General features: G+C 72.3%; 14 protein-coding genes. 8 read left to right on the top strand and 6 right to left on the bottom strand.

Annotated elements, in window-relative coordinates; all coding sequences use genetic code 11:
* Positions 1 to 40: 40 nt before the first annotated feature.
* The gene (locus SLINC_RS32835; protein WP_067440809.1) at positions 41 to 4972 is read right to left on the bottom strand and encodes an ATP-dependent helicase; all 4932 of its coding nucleotides are present in this window, start codon (positions 4970 to 4972) and stop codon (positions 41 to 43) included.
* Positions 4973 to 5321: 349 nt separating this feature from the next.
* Here SLINC_RS32835 and SLINC_RS32840 point away from each other — a divergent pair, with 349 nt between their 5' ends.
* Positions 5322 to 6044 carry an AzlC family ABC transporter permease gene (locus SLINC_RS32840; protein WP_067440812.1) on the top strand — a complete coding sequence of 241 codons (723 nt, stop codon included), beginning with the start codon at positions 5322 to 5324 and terminating at the stop codon, positions 6042 to 6044.
* Complete coding sequence (locus SLINC_RS32845; protein ID WP_067440815.1) at positions 6041 to 6349, top strand: AzlD domain-containing protein; 309 nt, start codon at positions 6041 to 6043, stop codon at positions 6347 to 6349. Before SLINC_RS32840 ends, SLINC_RS32845 begins: the two co-directional genes overlap by 4 nt.
* A gap of 13 nt (positions 6350 to 6362) precedes the next feature.
* Here the strand turns inward: SLINC_RS32845 and SLINC_RS32850 are convergent, their stop codons facing one another.
* The gene (locus SLINC_RS32850) at positions 6363 to 7307 is read right to left on the bottom strand and encodes a hypothetical protein (protein ID WP_067440818.1); all 945 of its coding nucleotides are present in this window, start codon (positions 7305 to 7307) and stop codon (positions 6363 to 6365) included.
* Positions 7308 to 7387: 80 nt separating this feature from the next.
* Here SLINC_RS32850 and SLINC_RS32855 point away from each other — a divergent pair, with 80 nt between their 5' ends.
* The 6 genes from SLINC_RS32855 to SLINC_RS32880 all read left to right on the top strand — a co-directional run bounded on the left by SLINC_RS32855 (position 7388) and on the right by SLINC_RS32880 (position 14779).
* The gene (locus tag SLINC_RS32855; RefSeq protein ID WP_067440821.1) at positions 7388 to 7582 is read left to right on the top strand and encodes a DUF3046 domain-containing protein; all 195 of its coding nucleotides are present in this window, start codon (positions 7388 to 7390) and stop codon (positions 7580 to 7582) included.
* Positions 7583 to 7699: 117 nt separating this feature from the next.
* Positions 7700 to 8977 (top strand): AI-2E family transporter, encoded by a 1278-nt coding sequence (locus SLINC_RS32860; protein ID WP_079164853.1) that lies wholly within the window; start codon positions 7700 to 7702, stop codon positions 8975 to 8977.
* A gap of 260 nt (positions 8978 to 9237) precedes the next feature.
* The gene (recA, locus tag SLINC_RS32865; RefSeq protein WP_067440824.1) at positions 9238 to 10368 is read left to right on the top strand and encodes a recombinase RecA; all 1131 of its coding nucleotides are present in this window, start codon (positions 9238 to 9240) and stop codon (positions 10366 to 10368) included.
* Between the two features lie 4 nt (positions 10369 to 10372).
* Complete coding sequence (recX, locus tag SLINC_RS46500; RefSeq protein ID WP_079164854.1) at positions 10373 to 11299, top strand: recombination regulator RecX; 927 nt, start codon at positions 10373 to 10375, stop codon at positions 11297 to 11299.
* 223 nt (positions 11300 to 11522) lie between these two features.
* Complete coding sequence (locus SLINC_RS32875; protein ID WP_079165195.1) at positions 11523 to 12200, top strand: ArsR/SmtB family transcription factor; 678 nt, start codon at positions 11523 to 11525, stop codon at positions 12198 to 12200.
* Entirely contained in the window at positions 12197 to 14779 is a 2583-nt protein-coding gene (locus SLINC_RS32880) for an ABC transporter permease (protein ID WP_067440829.1), read from the top strand. The genes SLINC_RS32875 and SLINC_RS32880 overlap by 4 nt, the downstream gene beginning before the upstream one ends.
* A gap of 34 nt (positions 14780 to 14813) precedes the next feature.
* On the opposite strand, the gene SLINC_RS32885 is transcribed toward SLINC_RS32880, so the two are convergent.
* From SLINC_RS32885 to SLINC_RS32895, 4 genes are all read right to left on the bottom strand, one after another.
* Entirely contained in the window at positions 14814 to 15239 is a 426-nt protein-coding gene (locus SLINC_RS32885; protein ID WP_067445951.1) for a rhodanese-like domain-containing protein, read from the bottom strand.
* Positions 15240 to 15244: 5 nt separating this feature from the next.
* Positions 15245 to 15790 carry a cupin domain-containing protein gene (locus SLINC_RS32890; RefSeq protein ID WP_067440832.1) on the bottom strand — a complete coding sequence of 182 codons (546 nt, stop codon included), beginning with the start codon at positions 15788 to 15790 and terminating at the stop codon, positions 15245 to 15247.
* An 84-nt stretch (positions 15791 to 15874) separates the two neighbouring features.
* A complete protein-coding gene (locus SLINC_RS50500) occupies positions 15875 to 15961 on the bottom strand; it encodes a putative leader peptide (protein WP_313960178.1) in 87 nt (28 codons plus the stop codon).
* Positions 15962 to 16087: 126 nt separating this feature from the next.
* Entirely contained in the window at positions 16088 to 17719 is a 1632-nt protein-coding gene (locus tag SLINC_RS32895) for an FAD-dependent monooxygenase (RefSeq protein WP_067440834.1), read from the bottom strand.
* Between the last annotated feature and the right edge of the window lie 120 nt (positions 17720 to 17839).

Below are 17839 nucleotides of genomic sequence, written 5' to 3' on the forward strand. Positions count from 1 at the left end.
TGCCTTTTGCGCCTTCGGCCTCTCGCTCGTCGTGTCCGGTTCACGCTCGTAGGCGCAGGCCGCGTGGGGTGGCGATGAAACCCGCTCCTTCCAGGAGGGCGCCGAGGGGGGAGGTGAGGGCCGAGGCGCCGTTGACGCGCTCCACCGTGACCGTGCCGAGAGAACCGGCCTTGGCGGCCGTGGCGAGGGCTTCGGCCGCTGCCTGGAGACGGGGGTCGGCGGTGGGGTCCTCGTCGGGTGCGGTGGGCCAGGCCAGGAGGGTCTTGCCGCCGCGTTCCATGTAGAGCGTCAGTTCGCCGTCGACCAGGACGACCAGGGAGCCCGCCTTGCGGCCCGGCTTGTGCCCGGCGCCGGTGGGGGGCTCCGGCCAGGGGAGGGCGGCACCGTAGGCGTTGGCGGGGTCGGCGGCGGCCAGGACGGTGGCTCGGGAGGCCGGGGTGGAACGGAGGCCGGTTCGGCGGTCGGTGGGGAGGCCGTTTCCGGGGGAGCTGTAGGGGGCGTACGGGTTCTGGGTGTCGTACTGGCCGGATGCGGGGCCGTTCGGCGGGTGGAAGTCGCGGGGGGAGACCCACTCGCTCGGTGTGGTGGGGGAGGGGGGCCAGTCGTCACCGAAGGCGGGGTCGAGAGCGGGGGCGTACGGGTTCGTGGTGGCGTCGGCCGGGGCCGGGCCGTTGGTGTCGAAGGGGTCGGGGATGCCGTCGCCCTGGGGCGGTGCCGGAAGGGGTTCGCCGCGGTCGCGGGCGTTCGCCGCCGCACGCAGGCGGTCGACCGCGCCGTCCATCGCGAACTGGGCGGCACCGAGTCCCTCGACCACATAGCCGCGACGGGCCTGACCGCTGTCCTCGAAGGCGGACAGGATGCGGTACACCGCCGAGAAACCGCCCTCGATGCCCTCCGCGGAGACCGCTCCCCGGGTCACCACGCCGTGCCGGTCGAGGAGGACGCGGGCCAGGGCGTGGGCGCGGAGCGTGGGGTCGGCGTCGCGCTCGGGGAGCAGGGACCAGCGACCGGCGACGGTCGGAGGGCCGGTGCGGGAGGCGGGGCGGGCGGCGGCCGTGAGGGAGCCGTAGCGGCCGCGTGGGACGGTGCGCTTGGCGCGGTGGGCGGTGGAGCCCGCGGTGCGGCCCGAGCCGAGCAGGGCGCGCATGGGGGCGAGCGTGTCGTTCGTGAGCCGTCCCGACCAGGCCAGATCCCAGATGACGTCGGCCAGTTGGGGATCGGTGGCGTCTGGATGGGTGGTGGCACGGACCTGGTCGGCGATCTGGCGGAAGAACAGGCCGTAGCCGCCGGACAGGGCGTCCAGGACGGACTGGTGAAGTGCCGTCAGCTCCAGGGGGTGGGGCGGAGGGAGGAGCAGGGGGGCCGCGTCCGCCACGTAGAGGGAGACCCAGCCGTCCTTGCCGGGGAGGGCTCCGGCGCCTGCCCACACGAGTTCTCCGGCCGTGGTGAGCTCGTCGAGCATCGCCGGGGTGTAGGTCGCCACGCGGGACGGCAGGACCAGCTTCTCCAGGGCGGAGGCGGGCACGGACGCGCCCTGCAACTGCTCCACAGCACGCACCAGTCCGTCGATGCCGCGCAGACTGTGACCCTTGCCGATGTGCTGCCACTGGGGGAGGAACTGCGCCAGCGCGGGCGCCGGCACCGGCTCCAGTTCGTGGCGCAGGGCGGCCAGGGAGCGGCGGCGGAGGCGGCGCAGTACCGTCGCGTCGCACCACTCCTGGCCGATACCAGCCGGGTGGAACTCGCCCTGGACGACCCTGCCCCCCGCGGCGAGCCGTTGCAGGGCGCCCTCGGTGACCGCCACGCCCAGGCCGAAGCGGGCCGCCGCGGTGGTGGACGTGAAGGGGCCATGGGTGCGGGCAAAGCGCGCGAGGAGGTCGCCGAGGGGGTCCTTGACCGGCTCGGTGAAGGCCTCGGGGACACCGACCGGGAGGGCCGTGCCGAGCGCGTCGCGCAGACGGCCCGCGTCCTCGATCGCCGCCCAGTGGTCGACACCGGCGAGCCTGACCTTGATCGCACGACGGGCCTTGGCGAGCTCCCCTGCCCACGGCGGCTCGGCGCCCCGCTCGGCCAGCTCTGCGTCGGTGAGCGGGCCGAGGACGCGGAGAAGGTCCGCGACGCCCTCGACGTCCTTGATCCGACGGTCCTCCGTGAGCCACTGGAGCTCCTGCTCCAGCTCGGTCAGCACCTCGGCGTCGAGCAGTTCGCGCAGCTCCGCCTGGCCGAGCAGTTCGGCCAGCAGACGGGAGTCCAGCGAGAGCGCTGCGGCCCGGCGTTCGGCCAGCGGCGAGTCCCCCTCGTACAGGAACTGGGCGACGTACCCGAAGAGGAGGGAGCGCGCGAAGGGGGACGGCTCGGGGGTGGTGACCTCGACCAGACGCACCTTGCGGGACTCCAGGTCGCCCATCAGCTCGACCAGGCCGGGGACGTCGAAGACGTCCTGGAGGCACTCGCGCACCGCCTCCAGGACGATCGGGAACGAGCCGAACTCGCTCGCCACCTGGAGCAGTTGGGCGGCGCGCTGGCGCTGCTGCCACAGCGGGGTGCGCTTGCCGGGGCTGCGGCGCGGCAGCAGCAGCGCGCGGGCGGCGCACTCCCGGAAACGGGACGCGAACAGGGCCGAGCCGCCCACCTGGTCGGTGACGATCTGGTCGACCTCGCCCTTGTCGAAGACGACGTCCGCCGCGCCTACGGGCGCCTGGTCGGCGTCGTACTCCGTACCGGCCCTCGTCGGTTCCTGGTCCAGGAGGTCCAGGCCCATGAGGTCGGCGTCGGGCAACCGGAGCACGATGCCGTCGTCGGCGTGCATGACCTGGGCGTCCATGCCGTAGCGCTCGGAGAGCTTGGCGCCGAGCGCCAGCGCCCACGGGGCGTGCACCTGGGCGCCGAAGGGGGAGTGGACGACCACGCGCCAGTCGCCGAGTTCGTCGCGGAAGCGTTCCACGACGATCGTGCGGTCGTCCGGGACGTGGCCGCAGGCCTCGCGCTGTTCGTGCAGGTAGGACAGGACGTTGTCGGAGGCCCAGGTGTCCAGGCCCGCGGCGAGGAGGCGCGCGCGGGCCTTGTCCTTCGGGAGCGAGCCGACCTCGCGGAGGAACGCGCCGAGTGCGCGGCCCAGTTCGAGTGGGCGGCCCAGCTGGTCGCCCTTCCAGAAGGGGAGCCTGCCCGGCACCCCCGGCGCGGGGGAGACCAGGACACGGTCGCGGGTGATGTCCTCGATGCGCCAGGAGCTGGTGCCGAGGGTGAAGACATCGCCGACGCGGGATTCGTAGACCATCTCCTCGTCCAGCTCGCCGACGCGGCCGCCGCCCTTCTTCGGGTCGGAGCCGGCCAGGAAGACGCCGAAGAGACCCCGGTCGGGGATCGTGCCGCCCGAGGTGACGGCGAGCCGTTGTGCGCCGGGGCGGCCGGTGATCGTGCCGGCGACCCGGTCCCAGACCACGCGCGGGCGTAGCTCCGCGAAGGCGTCGGACGGGTAGCGGCCGGCGAGCATGTCGAGGACCGCCGTGAAGGCGGATTCGGGGAGGGACGCGAAGGGGGCGGCTCGGCGGACCGTGGCGAGGAGGTCGTCGAACTGCCAGGTGTCGAGTGCCGTCATGGCCACGATCTGCTGGGCCAGGACGTCCAGGGGGTTGGAGGGGATCCTCAGGGATTCGATCGAGCCGGTCCGCATGCGTTCGGTCACGACCGCGGCCTGGACGAGGTCGCCGCGGTACTTGGGGAAGACCACGCCGGTCGAGACCGCTCCCACCTGGTGTCCCGCGCGGCCCACGCGCTGGAGGCCGGAGGCCACGGAGGGGGGTGACTCGACCTGGACGACGAGATCCACCGCGCCCATGTCAATGCCGAGCTCAAGGCTGGAGGTGGCCACGACGGCGGGGAGGCGGCCCGCCTTGAGATCCTCCTCGACGAGGGCGCGCTGTTCCTTGGAGACCGAGCCGTGGTGGGCCCTGGCGATGACCGGAGGCGCGCCCTGCGCGGCGCCCGAGCCGCCCATGAGCTCCGCCGGGGCGTGGTGTTCGTCGAGGGGTTCGCCGGTGGCCCGTTCGTACGCGATCTCGTTGAGGCGGTTGCAGAGTCGCTCCGCGAGGCGGCGGGAGTTGGCGAAGACGATCGTGGAGCGGTGGGACTGGACCAGGTCGGCGATCCGCTCCTCCACGTGTGGCCAGATCGAGGGGCGTTCCGCACCGTCGGTGGCGTCGGAGACCGGGGAGCCCGCCAGCTCGGCGAGGTCCTCCACCGGGACCACCACGGAGAGGTCGAATTCCTTGCCGGACTTCGGCTGGACGATCTCCACCTTGCGGTGGGGGGAGAGGTAGCGGGCTACCTCGTCGACCGGGCGGACGGTCGCGGAGAGGCCGATGCGGCGGGCCGGCTTCTTGAGGATTCCGTCCAGACGTTCGAGGGAGAGTGCGAGGTGGGCGCCGCGCTTGGTGCCGGCCACCGCGTGGACCTCGTCGAGGATGACGGTTTCGATGCCGGTCAGGGCGTCGCGGGTGGCCGACGTCAGCATCAGGAACAGGGACTCGGGGGTGGTGATCAGGATGTCCGGGGGGCGGGTGGACAGGGCGCGGCGCTCGGCGGCGGGGGTGTCGCCGGAGCGGATGCCCACCTTGACCTCCGGCTCGGGCAGGCCGAGGCGGACGGATTCCTGGCGGATGCCGGTCAGGGGGCTGCGGAGGTTGCGCTCCACGTCCACGGCGAGGGCCTTGAGGGGGGAGACGTACAGGACGCGGCAGCGTTTCCTGGGGTCGGCGGGTGGGGGTGTGGAGGTGAGCTGGTCCAGGGCGGCGAGGAAGGCGGCGAGGGTCTTGCCGGAGCCGGTGGGGGCGACGACGAGGACGTCCGAGCCCTCTCTGATGGCTTGCCACGCGCCTGCCTGGGCGGTGGTGGGCGCGTCGAAGGCGCCCGCGAACCAGCCGCGGGTGGCGGGGGAGAAGCCGTTCAGGGCTTGGCGTGTGTCGCTGACCATGTGTCCATCGTGCACCCGGGGTCTGACAATGGGGTGTCTGTTGCCTTCGGCGGGCGTGGGGGCTGGGGGTGCGTCTCGGATGCCTCGCGGCGCGCTGTGCGGGTTCGGTGGGGGTTCGTGTAGCGCCCACGGTTGTGTGGTGGGTCGGGGCCGGGGCGGGGGGTCTCCGTCCTCGGTCCGGCGGTGCTGTGTCTTCTAGCTGTGCTGCGTGTTGGACGCCGGACGCTGCGGGCGGACACCCCCCGCCCCGGCCCCTTGCCGCCGTGGGCGGCTGATTCGCCTGCCCGGCTCTCTCTCCTTCGCCGTGCGCGGCTGTCCGTCGTGGGCGGGGTCGTCTACCTTCCGATATGTGGCAGAGCGGACAGATAAGGCGGACTCCGTTGTCGTGAGGGATGCCCTGGGGGTGGGGGTGGCGGTGGGGTTGTCCGGGGTTGCCTTCGGGGTGACGTCGGTCGGGAGTGGGCTGAGTGTGGTGCAGAGCTGTGTGCTGAGTCTGCTGGTGTTCACGGGGGCGTCGCAGTTCGCGCTTGTGGGGGCGCTTGCGGCGGGTGGGGGTGCGCTCACTGCTGCTGCGGGGGCGTTCTTTCTGGGGGTGCGCAATGCGTTCTATGGCTTGCGTTTGTCGCAGTTGCTTGCTCTTCCGCGTGCGTTGCGGCCGTTCGCCGCTCATTGGGTTATCGATGAGACGACGGCTGTGGCGTTGGCGCAGCCCACGCGGCGGGGTGTGCGCATTGGGTTCGTCGTGACAGGGGCGAGTCTTTTTGTGTTGTGGAACCTCACGACGTTGTTGGGGGCGTTGGGGGCCGAGGCCATGGGGGACACCGAGGCGTGGGGGCTCGATGCTGCGGGGCCCGCTGTTTTTCTGGCGTTGTTGGCGCCCATGGTGAAGAGCGCTGTTGAACGGGCGGTTGCCGGGGGCGCGGTTCTTCTGGGGCTCGGGTTGCTGCCTGTGCTGCCCGCCGGGGTGCCGGTGCTGGTGGCCGCGCTTGCCGCGCCGGTCGTCCTGTGGGTGGCGGGCCGCCGTAGCCGTAGGCGTGGCGGTCGTGACGGTGTCGAGGAGAGGGAGCGGTGAACGTTTGGATTGCCATCGGTGTGACCGCCCTCGGGTGCTACCTCGTCAAGCTCGCCGGGCTGCTCGTGCCCGCCGGCGTTCTGGAGCGGCCTCTCGTCAAGCGGCTTGCCGCTCTGTTGCCCGTGGCCCTGCTGGCGGCCCTCACGGCTCAGCAGACCTTCGCCGACGGGCGGGTCCTGGTGCTCGACGCGAGGGCCGCGGGGCTTGTCGCGGCCGTGGTGGCGCTGTTGTTGCGTGCGCCGTTCCTGGTTGTCGTCGCGGCCGCGGTGCTGGTGACCGCCGGGGTGCGCGCGGTGGGTGGGTGAGTCACCGATCCGTTCAGTTGAGGGGGCGGCCGTAGGCGTGCAGGGTGCGCAGGGCCGCGATCGTCACCATGGGGCGGGCTTCCAGAGCCGTGCTCGGGGCCCAGCGGCGCCGGCGGATCGGCCAGCCGCCGTCGTCCTCCTGCTCGGTCAGGAGGTGGTCCAGGGAGCGGGACATCTCGTCGTCCGTGAACCACGCGCGCGCGAGGGAGTCCGGGGTGCGCGCGTAGTCGTACGGGAAGTGGTGCTCGTCGGGGGCGTAGCCCGGGGGGACCGGATGCGCGTCGAGGTGGTCCGGGTCCAGGGTCGCCAGGCGTTGGTCGCGCACCAGGCGGCCGAGACGGTCGGCCACCGCCTCCGCGCGCGGGCGGTCGGGTGCGGAGTCCAGGAAGGCCACGGCCGCCTGGATCTCGTACGGGTGGGACCGCTCCAGGGACTCGACCGCCTGCCAGCAGAAGTCCGTGGCCCGGAACAGCCAGGCGTGCCACACCTCGTTGCGGTGCAGGAGGCCCACCACGGGGCCCGTGGCGAGGAGTTCGCTCGGCGGGTCGGCCGGGACCGGGAGGAAGGGCGCGGTGGGGTAGGCCTGTTGGCCGGGAAGGATCGCCGGGAGGGCACCGTCCGGTGTGGTCACCGACGTCAGGTACCGGCACACCCGCTCCACGCGCTGTCCGCCGCAGCGCCCGATGGCGTCCAGGACCCGCAGGGCGTGGCCGGTGTGCAGCGGCTGGCTGAGCGGGCCCCGCAGGTCGGGTTCCAGCCCGTGGCCGTAGCCGCCGTCCGCGCCGCGGTAGGCGTCCAGCGCCGTTTCCACCGGGTCGGCGTCCCCGTCCAGGAAGTGGTACGCGAAGAGGCGCTGTTCCAGTACCCGCGCGGTGAGCCAGACGAAGTGCTCGGCGCGTGCGAGCGGGGAGCGCGCCGGGGGCGCCGGGGGGCGTGGGGAAGCTCCTGTTTCGGCCATGGGTCAGACCGTAGGACGGAAAGCGGTCTCGGCAAGCGGTCCCGGCTCAGGCCCACTCTCAGGGGCGGGATACTGGAGTCATGCGGTTGACGGTCTTCTGGCAGCGGATGGCGGAACACTTCGGTCCGGGCTACGCCGACACCTTCGCGCGCGATCACGTGATGACGGAGCTCGGCGGGCGCACGGTGCACGAGGCGCTGGACGCCGGCTGGGACGCCAAGGAAGTGTGGCGCGTGGTCTGCGTCGTCATGAGCGTGCCGCGCGAGAAACACTGAGCGCGAAGCTCCCGCGCCGACGGAGAACCGGGCGCGTGGACACGGCTGGAGCACCGATCGGTCACGAAGATCAGGGGTGGGCGGCCGATTGTCCGCGGAGTGGGTCAGACTTGCCCCGTGGCACCCACTGACGAGGCCGACGAGGTCGCCCGGCACGCATCCCCACTCGGCACGACGCCGCCCGCCCGGCCCCCGGCCGACGGCGCGGCGGGGCCGAACGCCCGTATGCCCCGCTGGCTGCCGCGCGCCATGGTGCTCGCGCTCGCCCTGATCGCCGTCTTCCAGCTGGGAAGTTGGGCCTTTCACCAGCTCACCGGCCTGTTGATCAACGTCCTGATCGCGTTCTTCCTGGCCCTGGCCATCGAACCCGCGGTGAGCTGGATGGCCTCACGGGGCATGCGCAGGGGACTGGCCACCTTCCTCGTCTTCTTCGCCGTGCTCATCGTGTCCGCGGGCTTCGTCACGCTGCTCGGCTCGATGCTCGCGGGACAGATCATCAAGATCGTCGAGGACTTCCCGAACTACCTCGACTCCGTCATCAACTGGGTCAACGCCCACTTCAAGACCGACCTGAAGCGGGTGGACGTCCAGGAGGGCGTGCTCCGCTCCGACTGGCTGCGCAACTACGTCCAGAACAGCGCCACCGGCGTCCTGGACGTGTCCGCGCAGGTCCTCGGCGGGCTCTTCCAGCTGCTGACGATCGCGCTGTTCTCGTTCTACTTCGCCGCGGACGGCCCGCGACTGCGCCGCGCGCTCTGCTCGATCCTGCCGCCCGCCAAGCAGGCCGAGGTGCTGCGCGCGTGGGAGATCGCCGTCAACAAGACCGGCGGTTACATCTACTCGCGCGGTCTGATGGCCCTCATCTCCGGCGTCGCGCACTACATCCTGCTGCAAGCACTGGAAGTGCCGTACGCGCCCGTGCTGGCCGTGTGGGTCGGGCTGGTCTCGCAGTTCATCCCGACCATCGGCACGTATCTCGCGGGTGCCCTGCCCATGCTGATCGCCTTCACGGTCGATCCCTGGTACGCCCTGTGGGTGCTGGTCTTCGTCGTGATCTACCAGCAGTTCGAGAACTACGTCCTCCAGCCCAAGCTGACCTCGAAGACCGTCGACATCCACCCCGCGGTCGCCTTCGGCTCGGTCGTCGCGGGCACCGCTCTCATGGGAGCGGTCGGCGCGCTGATCGCCATTCCGGCGATCGCCACGCTCCAGGCGTTCCTGGGTGCGTACGTGAAGCGGTACGACGTCACGGACGATCCTCGGGTCCACGGCCACCGGAGGCGGGGCGAGGGCGCCCGTCTGTTCGCACGCGCGCGTGCGCTGTGGGAGCGACGGCCGGGGGAGCAGGACTTCGGCAGCGGCTCGTCCCGGGACTCCTCCCGCGGCTCCTCCTGATCGGGCTCGCGGCCCGGCGTCCAGGGAGTCGGGAAGCCGGGACGTAGTCTCGGAGGTGCGCGTGGTGCGCTTGACACGAAAATCGAACATCCATTCTTATTGAGGCTTCGGCGAGGTTCTCGACGGGTATTTCGGCACGGTTTCGGTGGAGAAGTGCCCGAGTTATCCACAGGCCGGACGGGCGTCGGGGCCCATTGTCAGTGGCAGGCGTTAGCGTCTTTGACGTGAAGCGATCGACTCAAGCAAATCGGGTGGAACCCATGGCAGGAACCGACCGCGAGAAGGCCCTGGATGCCGCTCTCGCACAGATTGAACGGCAGTTCGGCAAGGGCGCGGTCATGCGCATGGGCGACCGCTCCAAGGAGCCCATCGAGGTCATCCCGACCGGGTCGACCGCGCTCGACGTGGCCCTCGGCGTCGGCGGCCTGCCGCGCGGCCGCGTCATCGAGGTCTACGGCCCCGAGTCCTCGGGCAAGACGACCCTGACCCTGCACGCGGTGGCGAACGCTCAGAAGGCGGGCGGCCAGGTCGCGTTCGTGGACGCAGAGCACGCCCTCGACCCCGAGTACGCGCAGAAGCTCGGTGTCGACACCGACAACCTGATCCTGTCCCAGCCGGACAACGGCGAGCAGGCTCTGGAGATCGTGGACATGCTGGTCCGTTCCGGCGCGATCGACTTGATCGTGATCGACTCCGTCGCCGCGCTCGTCCCGCGCGCGGAGATCGAGGGCGAGATGGGCGACAGTCACGTCGGCCTTCAGGCCCGCCTGATGAGCCAGGCCCTGCGGAAGATCACCAGCGCGCTCAACCAGTCCAAGACGACCGCGATCTTCATCAACCAGCTCCGCGAGAAGATCGGCGTGATGTTCGGCTCCCCGGAGACCACGACCGGTGGCCGGGCACTGAAGTTCTACGCCTCGGTGCGACTCGACATCCGACGCATCGAGACGCTGAAGGACGGCACCGACGCGGTCGGCAACCGCACCCGCGTCAAGGTCGTCAAGAACAAGGTCGCACCGCCCTTCAAGCAGGCCGAGTTCGACATCCTCTACGGCCACGGCATCAGCCGCGAGGGCGGCCTGATCGACATGGGTGTGGAACACGGCTTCGTCCGCAAGGCCGGCGCCTGGTACACGTACGAGGGCGACCAGCTCGGCCAGGGCAAGGAGAACGCGCGCAACTTCCTGAAGGACAACCCCGACCTCGCCAACGAGATCGAGAAGAAGATCCTCGAGAAGCTGGGCGTGGGGGTCCGGCCGACGCCGCCGGCCGCCGAGCCGGGCGCGGACGCCGCGGTCTCCGCCGCACCGGACGACGCCGCGAAGGTGCCGGCTCCGGCTCCCGCAGCGGCGAAGGCGGCCAAGACCAAGGCTCCGGCTGCCAAGAGCTGACACCGTGACACGACGAACCGACTGGGCCGAGTACGCCTACCCCGACCCTCCGCGCGAGCGGAGACGGGGCGACGGCGAGGGGCCCACCGGGGCGCGGAGCGAGGCGTACGGGGGCGACGACCGTGCGGGCGGCCGGCCCGACCGCGCGGAGCCGTACGGCGAGGACAGGCCGTACGGCGACGAACCGGGCGGCGGGGCGTGGCCGGACGGCGCTTCGGCGCACGGCTCCGGGTTCTCCGGTGGGGACTCGTGGCATGGCGGTGCTGAGACTCGTGGTGGCGCGGCCCGTGAGGGCGGCGGAGCCATGAGCGGTGGCGGGTCCCGAGGCACGGACGGCTCCCGTGGGCGCCGACGGCGTCGACGCGGTGAACCGTTCGGTGAAGACGGAGGCTCCCTCTCCTCGTCGAGGGCCGAGAAGGAGGAGCCCCCGGCGGACCCGGTGGAGCGGGCGAGGGCGATCTGTCTGCGCCTGCTCACCGGGACCCCGCGTACGCGCAAACAGCTCGCGGACGCCCTGCGTAAGCGGGAGATTCCGGACGAGGCGGCCGAGGAGGTGCTGTCGCGGTTCGAGGAGGTCGGGCTGATCAACGACAGCGCGTTCGCGGACGCCTGGGTGGAGTCCCGGCACCACGGCCGAGGACTGGCCCGGCGCGCGCTCGCCCGGGAACTGCGGACCAAGGGCGTCGAGTCCACGCTGATCGACGCGGCCGTCGCGCAGCTCGACTCCGAGCAGGAGGAGGCCACCGCCCGGGAGCTGGTGGCCCGCAAACTGCGCTCCACCCGGGGCCTCGACCGCGACAAGCGACTGCGCCGCCTCGCGGGCATGCTGGCACGCAAGGGTTACCCCGAGGGCATGGCCCTGCGCGTGGTCCGGCAGGCGCTCGAAGAAGAGGGCGAGGACACGGAGTTCCTTGAGGACGAAGGGTTCTGAGGGCTCTCCGGACGGCGGGGATCCGTCCGGGGCGCCCGGTTTGAGCCCGGTGCGCTGCCGGCACCCGCTGTGACCACTGAGCGGGTCGTGGAGCGGGCGGAGTGCGGACTCGCCGGTCCTTCGAGACCGAGGTAGAGCCAAGGCCGAGGTAGGGCCAACCCCCCGTTCAGGACGCCGGACCGCCGCAGTGCACAACAACCTGTGCACAGACGACTGTGTACCCATGTCGCAGGAACTCGGTCCACAGGAATCCGGCCCACGGGAACCCGGCCCACAGGAACGTGGTCGACAGGAGCCCGGTCCGCACGCTCCCGTCGAGCTCTCCGACCTGGCCACGCTGAAGGCCCTCGCGCACCCGCGTCGGCAGCGCATGCTGCACCACCTGACGCTGCACGGCCCCGCGACCTCCGCCACGCTCGCCCGCGCGCTGGGGCTGAACACCGGTTCCACCAGCTACCACCTGCGAGAACTCGCACGGCACGGCTTCGTGGAGGAGACGCCGAGGGAGGCGGAGGCGGAGACCCGGCACGGCCGGGAGCGCTGGTGGCGGGCCGTGCCGGGGGACCGGCGTTTCCCGCCGCGCAGCCGGCAGAGCGCCGAGCTGCGCCAGGTCATGGACGAGCTCGACCATCACGCCTACGTCGCCGATCTGGAGCTCTTCGAGCAGCTCCGCCGCGACACCACTCAGGCCGATCCCTGGGCGGACGCCTTCCCCTACTCCCGCGGCACCGTGCGGCTGACCCTGCCCGAACTCCGGGAGTTCTTCGAGGAGTACATCGCGCTCCTCAACCGCTACAAGCGCCCCGAGGCCGAAACCCCGCCCGGCGCCCGCACCGTCCTCACCCGCTTCCTCGCCTTCCCGGCCCCCGTCCACAACGAACAAGGGGCCGAGCCCTCATGATGCTGCGTTATGCCTTCCGGACCGTCCGTGCGCGCAAGGCAGGTTTCCTCGGCGCCTTCCTCGCGTTGATGTGCGCGGCCGCCCTTGTCAGTGCCTGCGGCACGCTCCTGGAGACGGGCCTGCGCGGCACGATCCGTACCGAGCGCTACGCGGCTACGCCCGTCGTGGTCTCCGCCGACCAGAACGTCCACCAGAGCACGGTCAAGCACAAGAAGGGCAAGACCAAGGTCAAGCACAAGGCGAAACCGATCGCCGAGCGCGCCTGGCTGCCGCAGGACCTTCAGCGCACCATTGCCGACACCCCCGGCGTCGCCCGAGTCGTTCCCGAACTGACCTTTCCCGCGCAGCCGTTGACAGCCTCCGGCACCGGCGGCCGGGCCGCGTACGGTCACTCCTGGGACTCCGCCGCGCTGACGCCGTACCGGCTCATCCGAGGAACCGCCCCGACGGCCGCCGGCGATCTCGTCGTCGACCGTGAGCTGGCCGAGCGCGCCGGTCTCGCACCGGGCGATCGCCTCACCGTCCAGTCGACCCAGGCTCCGCGCGGCTACCGGATCACCGGTGTCGCCGCCCCTGCCACGGACGTACGCCACCAGACGTCGCTCTTCTTCGCACCCGGCGAGGCCCGCCGCCTCGCCGCGCACGCCGGGCAGGTCACCGCGTTCGGAGTGTTCCCGGCCGAGGGCACGGACCCGGAGCGGCTCAGGGACGCGCTCACCAAAAGCCTGCGGGGCGCCACCGCACAGAGCTCCCCCGACACCCGTACCCGAGGCACCACCGGCCAGATCACCACCGCCCAGATCAGCACCGGCAGCGACCGAGGCCCCGTCGAGTTTCTCGATGCCGCCGCCGCGCGCACCAAACTCATCAGCATGGGCGGGGCGATGGGCGGCACCTCGCTGCTCGTGGCGGTCCTCGTGGTCGTGGGGACGTTCGCGCTCTCCGTGCAGCAGCGCCACCGCGAACTGGCCCTGCTGCGTGCCATCGCCGCCACGTCCGGACAGATCCGCAGACTGCTCGGCCGGGAGGCCCTGATCGTGGGCGCGGCCGCCGGCGCCACGGGCGCCCTCGCCGGACTGCCCCTGGGAGCCTGGCTGTACGGCAGGTTCGTGGACATGGGGGCCATGCCGGCCACCCTCCAGCGCACCGTCGGTGTCTTCCCGCTGCTGGCCTCCCTCGTCGTGACCGTCATCGGTGCCTGGGCGGCCGCCCGGGTCGCCGCCCGCCGGATCGCCCGGATCCGCCCTGCGGAAGCGCTCGCCGAGGCCCGCAGCGAGCGCACCAGCCCCGCGTGGGGCCGCGTCCTCACGGGGCTTGTCCTGCTCGTCGGCGGTGTCGTCCTCGTCGTCGTCCTCAGCGGTCTGCGCACCGAGCCCGCCGCAACACCCGTGACCTTCCTCGCCGTTGTGGTCCTGTCCACCTCCGTCGCGCTCCTCGGCCCTCTCCTGGTCAGGGCGGCCGCCGCCCTGCTCGCCGGTCCGCTGCGGCTCACCGGCCCCGGCGGCCGACTCGCCCGGGCCAACCTCCGCGGCAACGCCGCCCGGATGGCCTCCGTCGTCACCCCGCTCACCCTCCTCATCGGCATGGCCTGCACGGTGCTGTTCGTCCAGCCCACCCTCGGTGACGCGGCCCGCGCCCAGGCCCGCGAGGGGGTCCGCGCCGACTGGGTGGTGGCCTCCCAGGGGCCCGGCGTCCCGGCGGAGGCCGCGCGGCAGCTGCGTACGCACGGGGGCGCCGTCACCGAAGTCGTCCGCACGACCATCCGCGTCGGCCTCGACAAGTACGCGGCCCAAGGCGTCACACCGGCCGGTCTCACCCGCACCTGGGACCCGGACGTGACCGCCGGCTCCCTGGACCGGCTCACCGAGCGCACCGTCGCCGTCAGCGAACTGGCCGCGGATCGGCACCACTTGCGGCCCGGCAGCCCCCTGAAGCTGACGCTCGGCGACGGCACGCCCGCCACGCTCACCGTCGCCGCCGTCTACGCCAGGGGTCTCGGCTTCGGAGATCTCACCTTCGCGCACGATCTGGTGGCACGCCACGTCGACAACCCGCTCGCCTCCTCCGTACTCGTCGCTACGCACCGTACACAGACACAACTCGCGACTACACTCCGTGAGTTCCCGGGTGTCCGGGTTCTTTCTCCGGCCGCCGCCGACTCGCTCCAGGCCGCGCGGCAGCAGGCCAATGCCGAGGTCAACTTCCTGGCCATGGGACTCGTCCTGGCCTTCACCGCCATCGCCGTCGTCAACACGCTGGCCATGTCGGTCTCCGAGCGGGTCCGGGAGTTCGCCCTGCTCCGCCTCGCGGGCGCGACCCGCCGTCAGGTACTGCGGATGCTGCGCACCGAGGCGGCCTCGGTCCTGCTCCTCGCCACGGCCCTCGGAAGCGGCATCGCCCTCGCGGTCCTCACGGGCTTCAGCACCGGCATGACGGGCCGCGCGGCGCCCGCGGTCACCCCTCTGGTGTACGTCTGCGTGGTCGCCGGAGCTGGCCTGCTCGCCCTCGTCGCCACCGCCGTACCGGGTCGCGTCGCGCTCAGGATCCGTCCCGTGACGGCGGCCACGGCCAGGGAGTAGCCGGGGCCGGGCACACCCGGCTCTCCCTCGCCGCTCAGACGACGCCGAGACCCGCCGCCCGCCACGCCTGGAACCCGCCGACGAGGTCGGTGGCGCGGTGCAGGCCCAGGCCGTGCAGGGAGGCGGCGGCCAGGCTGGAGGCGTATCCCTCGTCGCAGATCACGACGACACGCAGGTCGTGGCCGGTGGCCTCGGGGAGGCGGTGGCTGCCCTGGGGATCGAGCCGCCACTCCAGTTCGTTGCGCTCGACGACGAGGGCGCCGGGGATCAGCCCGTCCCGCTCGCGCAGCGCCGCGTACCGGATGTCCACCAGCAGCGCGTCCCCGGCCCGGGCGGCGGCGTGGGCCTCCCGGGCCTCGATCCGCTCGTAGCCCTCGCGCACCCGCTCCAGCAACTCGTCGATGCCGACGCGCCGTTCGCCCGAGGAGCCTGCCGCGCCGTCGGCCTTCGAGGTCTCCACCGGGCTCACTGCCAGTCCTCCGGGCGCTCCACCTGCTCCAGGCGCAGGAGCGGCCCGGTGCGGCTGTAGCGGCGGATGCGGGGCAGCGGCGGGTAGTAGGCGTGGACGGAGATCGCGTGCCGCTCGGTGGACTCGTTGAGCACCTCGTGGACGTGGTGGCGGCCGAAGGCGCGGCCCTTGCCGGCCGGCAGCCGGCGTTCCCGGTCCACGTCCTCGGTCAGTTCCAGGGTCTTCCAGCCGTCGGTGGGCAGCCGGGCGGCGAGCGAGTACTCCTTCAGCTCACCGGCCGCCGTGAGGAAGGCGCCGACCGACTCGGCGTGGTCGTGCCAGCCGGTGCCCGTGCCGGGCGGCCAGCCGATCAGCCAGGCCTCGCTGCCGCCGGGCCCCTCCAGACGTACCCAGGTGCGGCCCTCGGGGTCGAGCGGCAACGAGTCGATCAACTCGGCGTCGGCGGCCGTACGTCGTACGAAGGCGAGGAGGTCCGCCTCGGTCGGGGCGGACAGGCCAGAGGTGGCGGAGGCAGTGGGAGAGGGGGAGGGAGAGACAGACACGGGCACCGTCCTGAAAGAGCGTTCGCGTGAGGGCGCGCGGCGACAGGAAGTGGCGCGCGCAAGAAGGGGGAAAGAGCTGCGAAGTCAGCAGGACGGACGACACACGCAGCCCGCATAGCGGACGAGGTCCATATGGACCCTCCGCCACAGGCGCACACAGGTGTCGGTCACGATCGGGAGTACACCACGAGGGTGGCGACGGGTCAACTCACTGTCACTATCTGGACGCGCGGCCGTGGACGCAGAGTGACGGTGGGCACGTGCACGCCTGTGAGAAACGCTCCGTGCCCACCCGCGTCAGCGCGAACTCGTCCCCGCCCCGGCTTCCGCCTCGGCCTTGGCCGCGCCGCCGACACTCGCCTCGGCGGCCGCGTACAGGTCGGCCGGCCGTACCCCGCCGAACGCCGTGACCAGGTGGCCGTCCGGCCGCATCAGAAGGACGGTGTGCGGGGCCGCGCCCGGATAGTCCTCGGCGACCAGCAGCTCGGCGGGGTGCGGCAGCGCGGTCACCGCCGCGGCGAGCCTGGGCATCACTCCCGCGGTCACCCAGTGCTTGCGCTCCCACACGCCCGTGCCCGGCGCGACCAGGACGACAAGGAGCGCACCGCGACCGAGGCGGTCCCGCAGCCGTACGAAGGAGCCGTCCTCCGCGGTGACCCGCACATCGGTGACGGGTGCGCCGGGCGGCGTGTCGACGGGGGTCTCGCCTTCGAGGTGCCGGGGTGCGAGCGGCGAGTCGGCGTACGCCCCCGGCGCACCGAGAACACCGCGCCCCAAGTGACCGTCCGTGAGGAGCGCGTCGTGGCCGCGGGCGGAGCCGGCGACGACCGCGCGCAGCCCTCCGCCACCACGCAGCAGCGGCAGTGCCTGGTCGGCGGCGCGCAGCCGGGCGGCGACGACCCCGCGCCGCTCCGCCTGGTAACTGTCGAGCAGCGCCTCGTGCGGCCCGTGGTGCCAGGCCGACGCCAGCTTCCAGGCGAGGTTGTCGGCGTCCCGGATGCCCTCGTCGAGCCCCTGCGTGCCGAGCGCGCCCAGCAGATGCGCGGCGTCCCCGGCGAGAAAGACCCTGCCGACCCGCCACCGCCGGGCCAGCCGGTGGTGCACCGTGTGGACACCGGTGTCGAGAAGTTCGTACGGCGGTGTCGAGCCGTCGGTCCAGCCCGCCAGGGTCTCCCGGATACGGGTCACCAGCAGCTCGGGCGTGACCAGGTCCTTGCCCGGCGGCAGCAGCCAGTCCAGGCGCCACACACCGTCCGGCAGGGGGCGCGCGGTGATCTCGCCGGTCGACGGGCCGGAGGTGCGCCACGGGGGCACGCGGTGCAGCAACGCTTCGCCGCTCCAGGGGAGTTCGGTGCGCAGGGCCGCGACGGCGTGCCGTTCGACGGCCGTACGGCCCGGGAAGCGGATGTCCTGGAGCTTGCGTACGGTGGAGCGCGGACCGTCGCAGCCGACCAGGTAACTGCCGCGCCACCAGGTCCCCTTGGGGCCGCGGGTGTGGGCGGTGACGCCGGAGGGCTCCTGTTCGATGCCGTCGAGCCGGCTCTCCACGGCCAGCTTGACGAGCCGTTCGCCGGCGAGAGCGGCCCGCAGGGCGCCCGTCAGCACGTGCTGGGCGATGTGCAGCGGGGCCGGAACGGCCTCGGCGGTGTCCTCGGGCGCGGCTTCCCCGAACGTCACCTCGCGCATCACCTGCTTGCGCCGCATCGACCGCCATCCGGCCCAACGCGCACCGGCCTCGTCCAGCGGAATCCCGGTCAGCCGCTCCATGAGCGCGGCCGTGTCCTCACGCAGTACGACGGTCCGCGCGGGACGCGGTTCGTCCTTGCCCGGCCCCTCGTCGAGGACCACGGAGGGCACTTCCTGACGCGCCAGCGCAAGGGCGAGCGTGAGCCCCACGGGCCCCGCTCCGACGATGATCACCGGGTCCACGGCGCGGCGCCCCCTGCCCGCAGCTGTGTCCCGAGAGACGTGGGTGAACAGGAAGGTGGGGCAGGGTGCACGATCACAGAACGTATGCAACAGATTGCCGGTGCTTGCGTCAAGTGACGG

It is taken from the genome of Streptomyces lincolnensis (genome assembly GCF_001685355.1).
Taxonomy (GTDB): Bacteria; Actinomycetota; Actinomycetes; order Streptomycetales; family Streptomycetaceae; genus Streptomyces; species Streptomyces lincolnensis.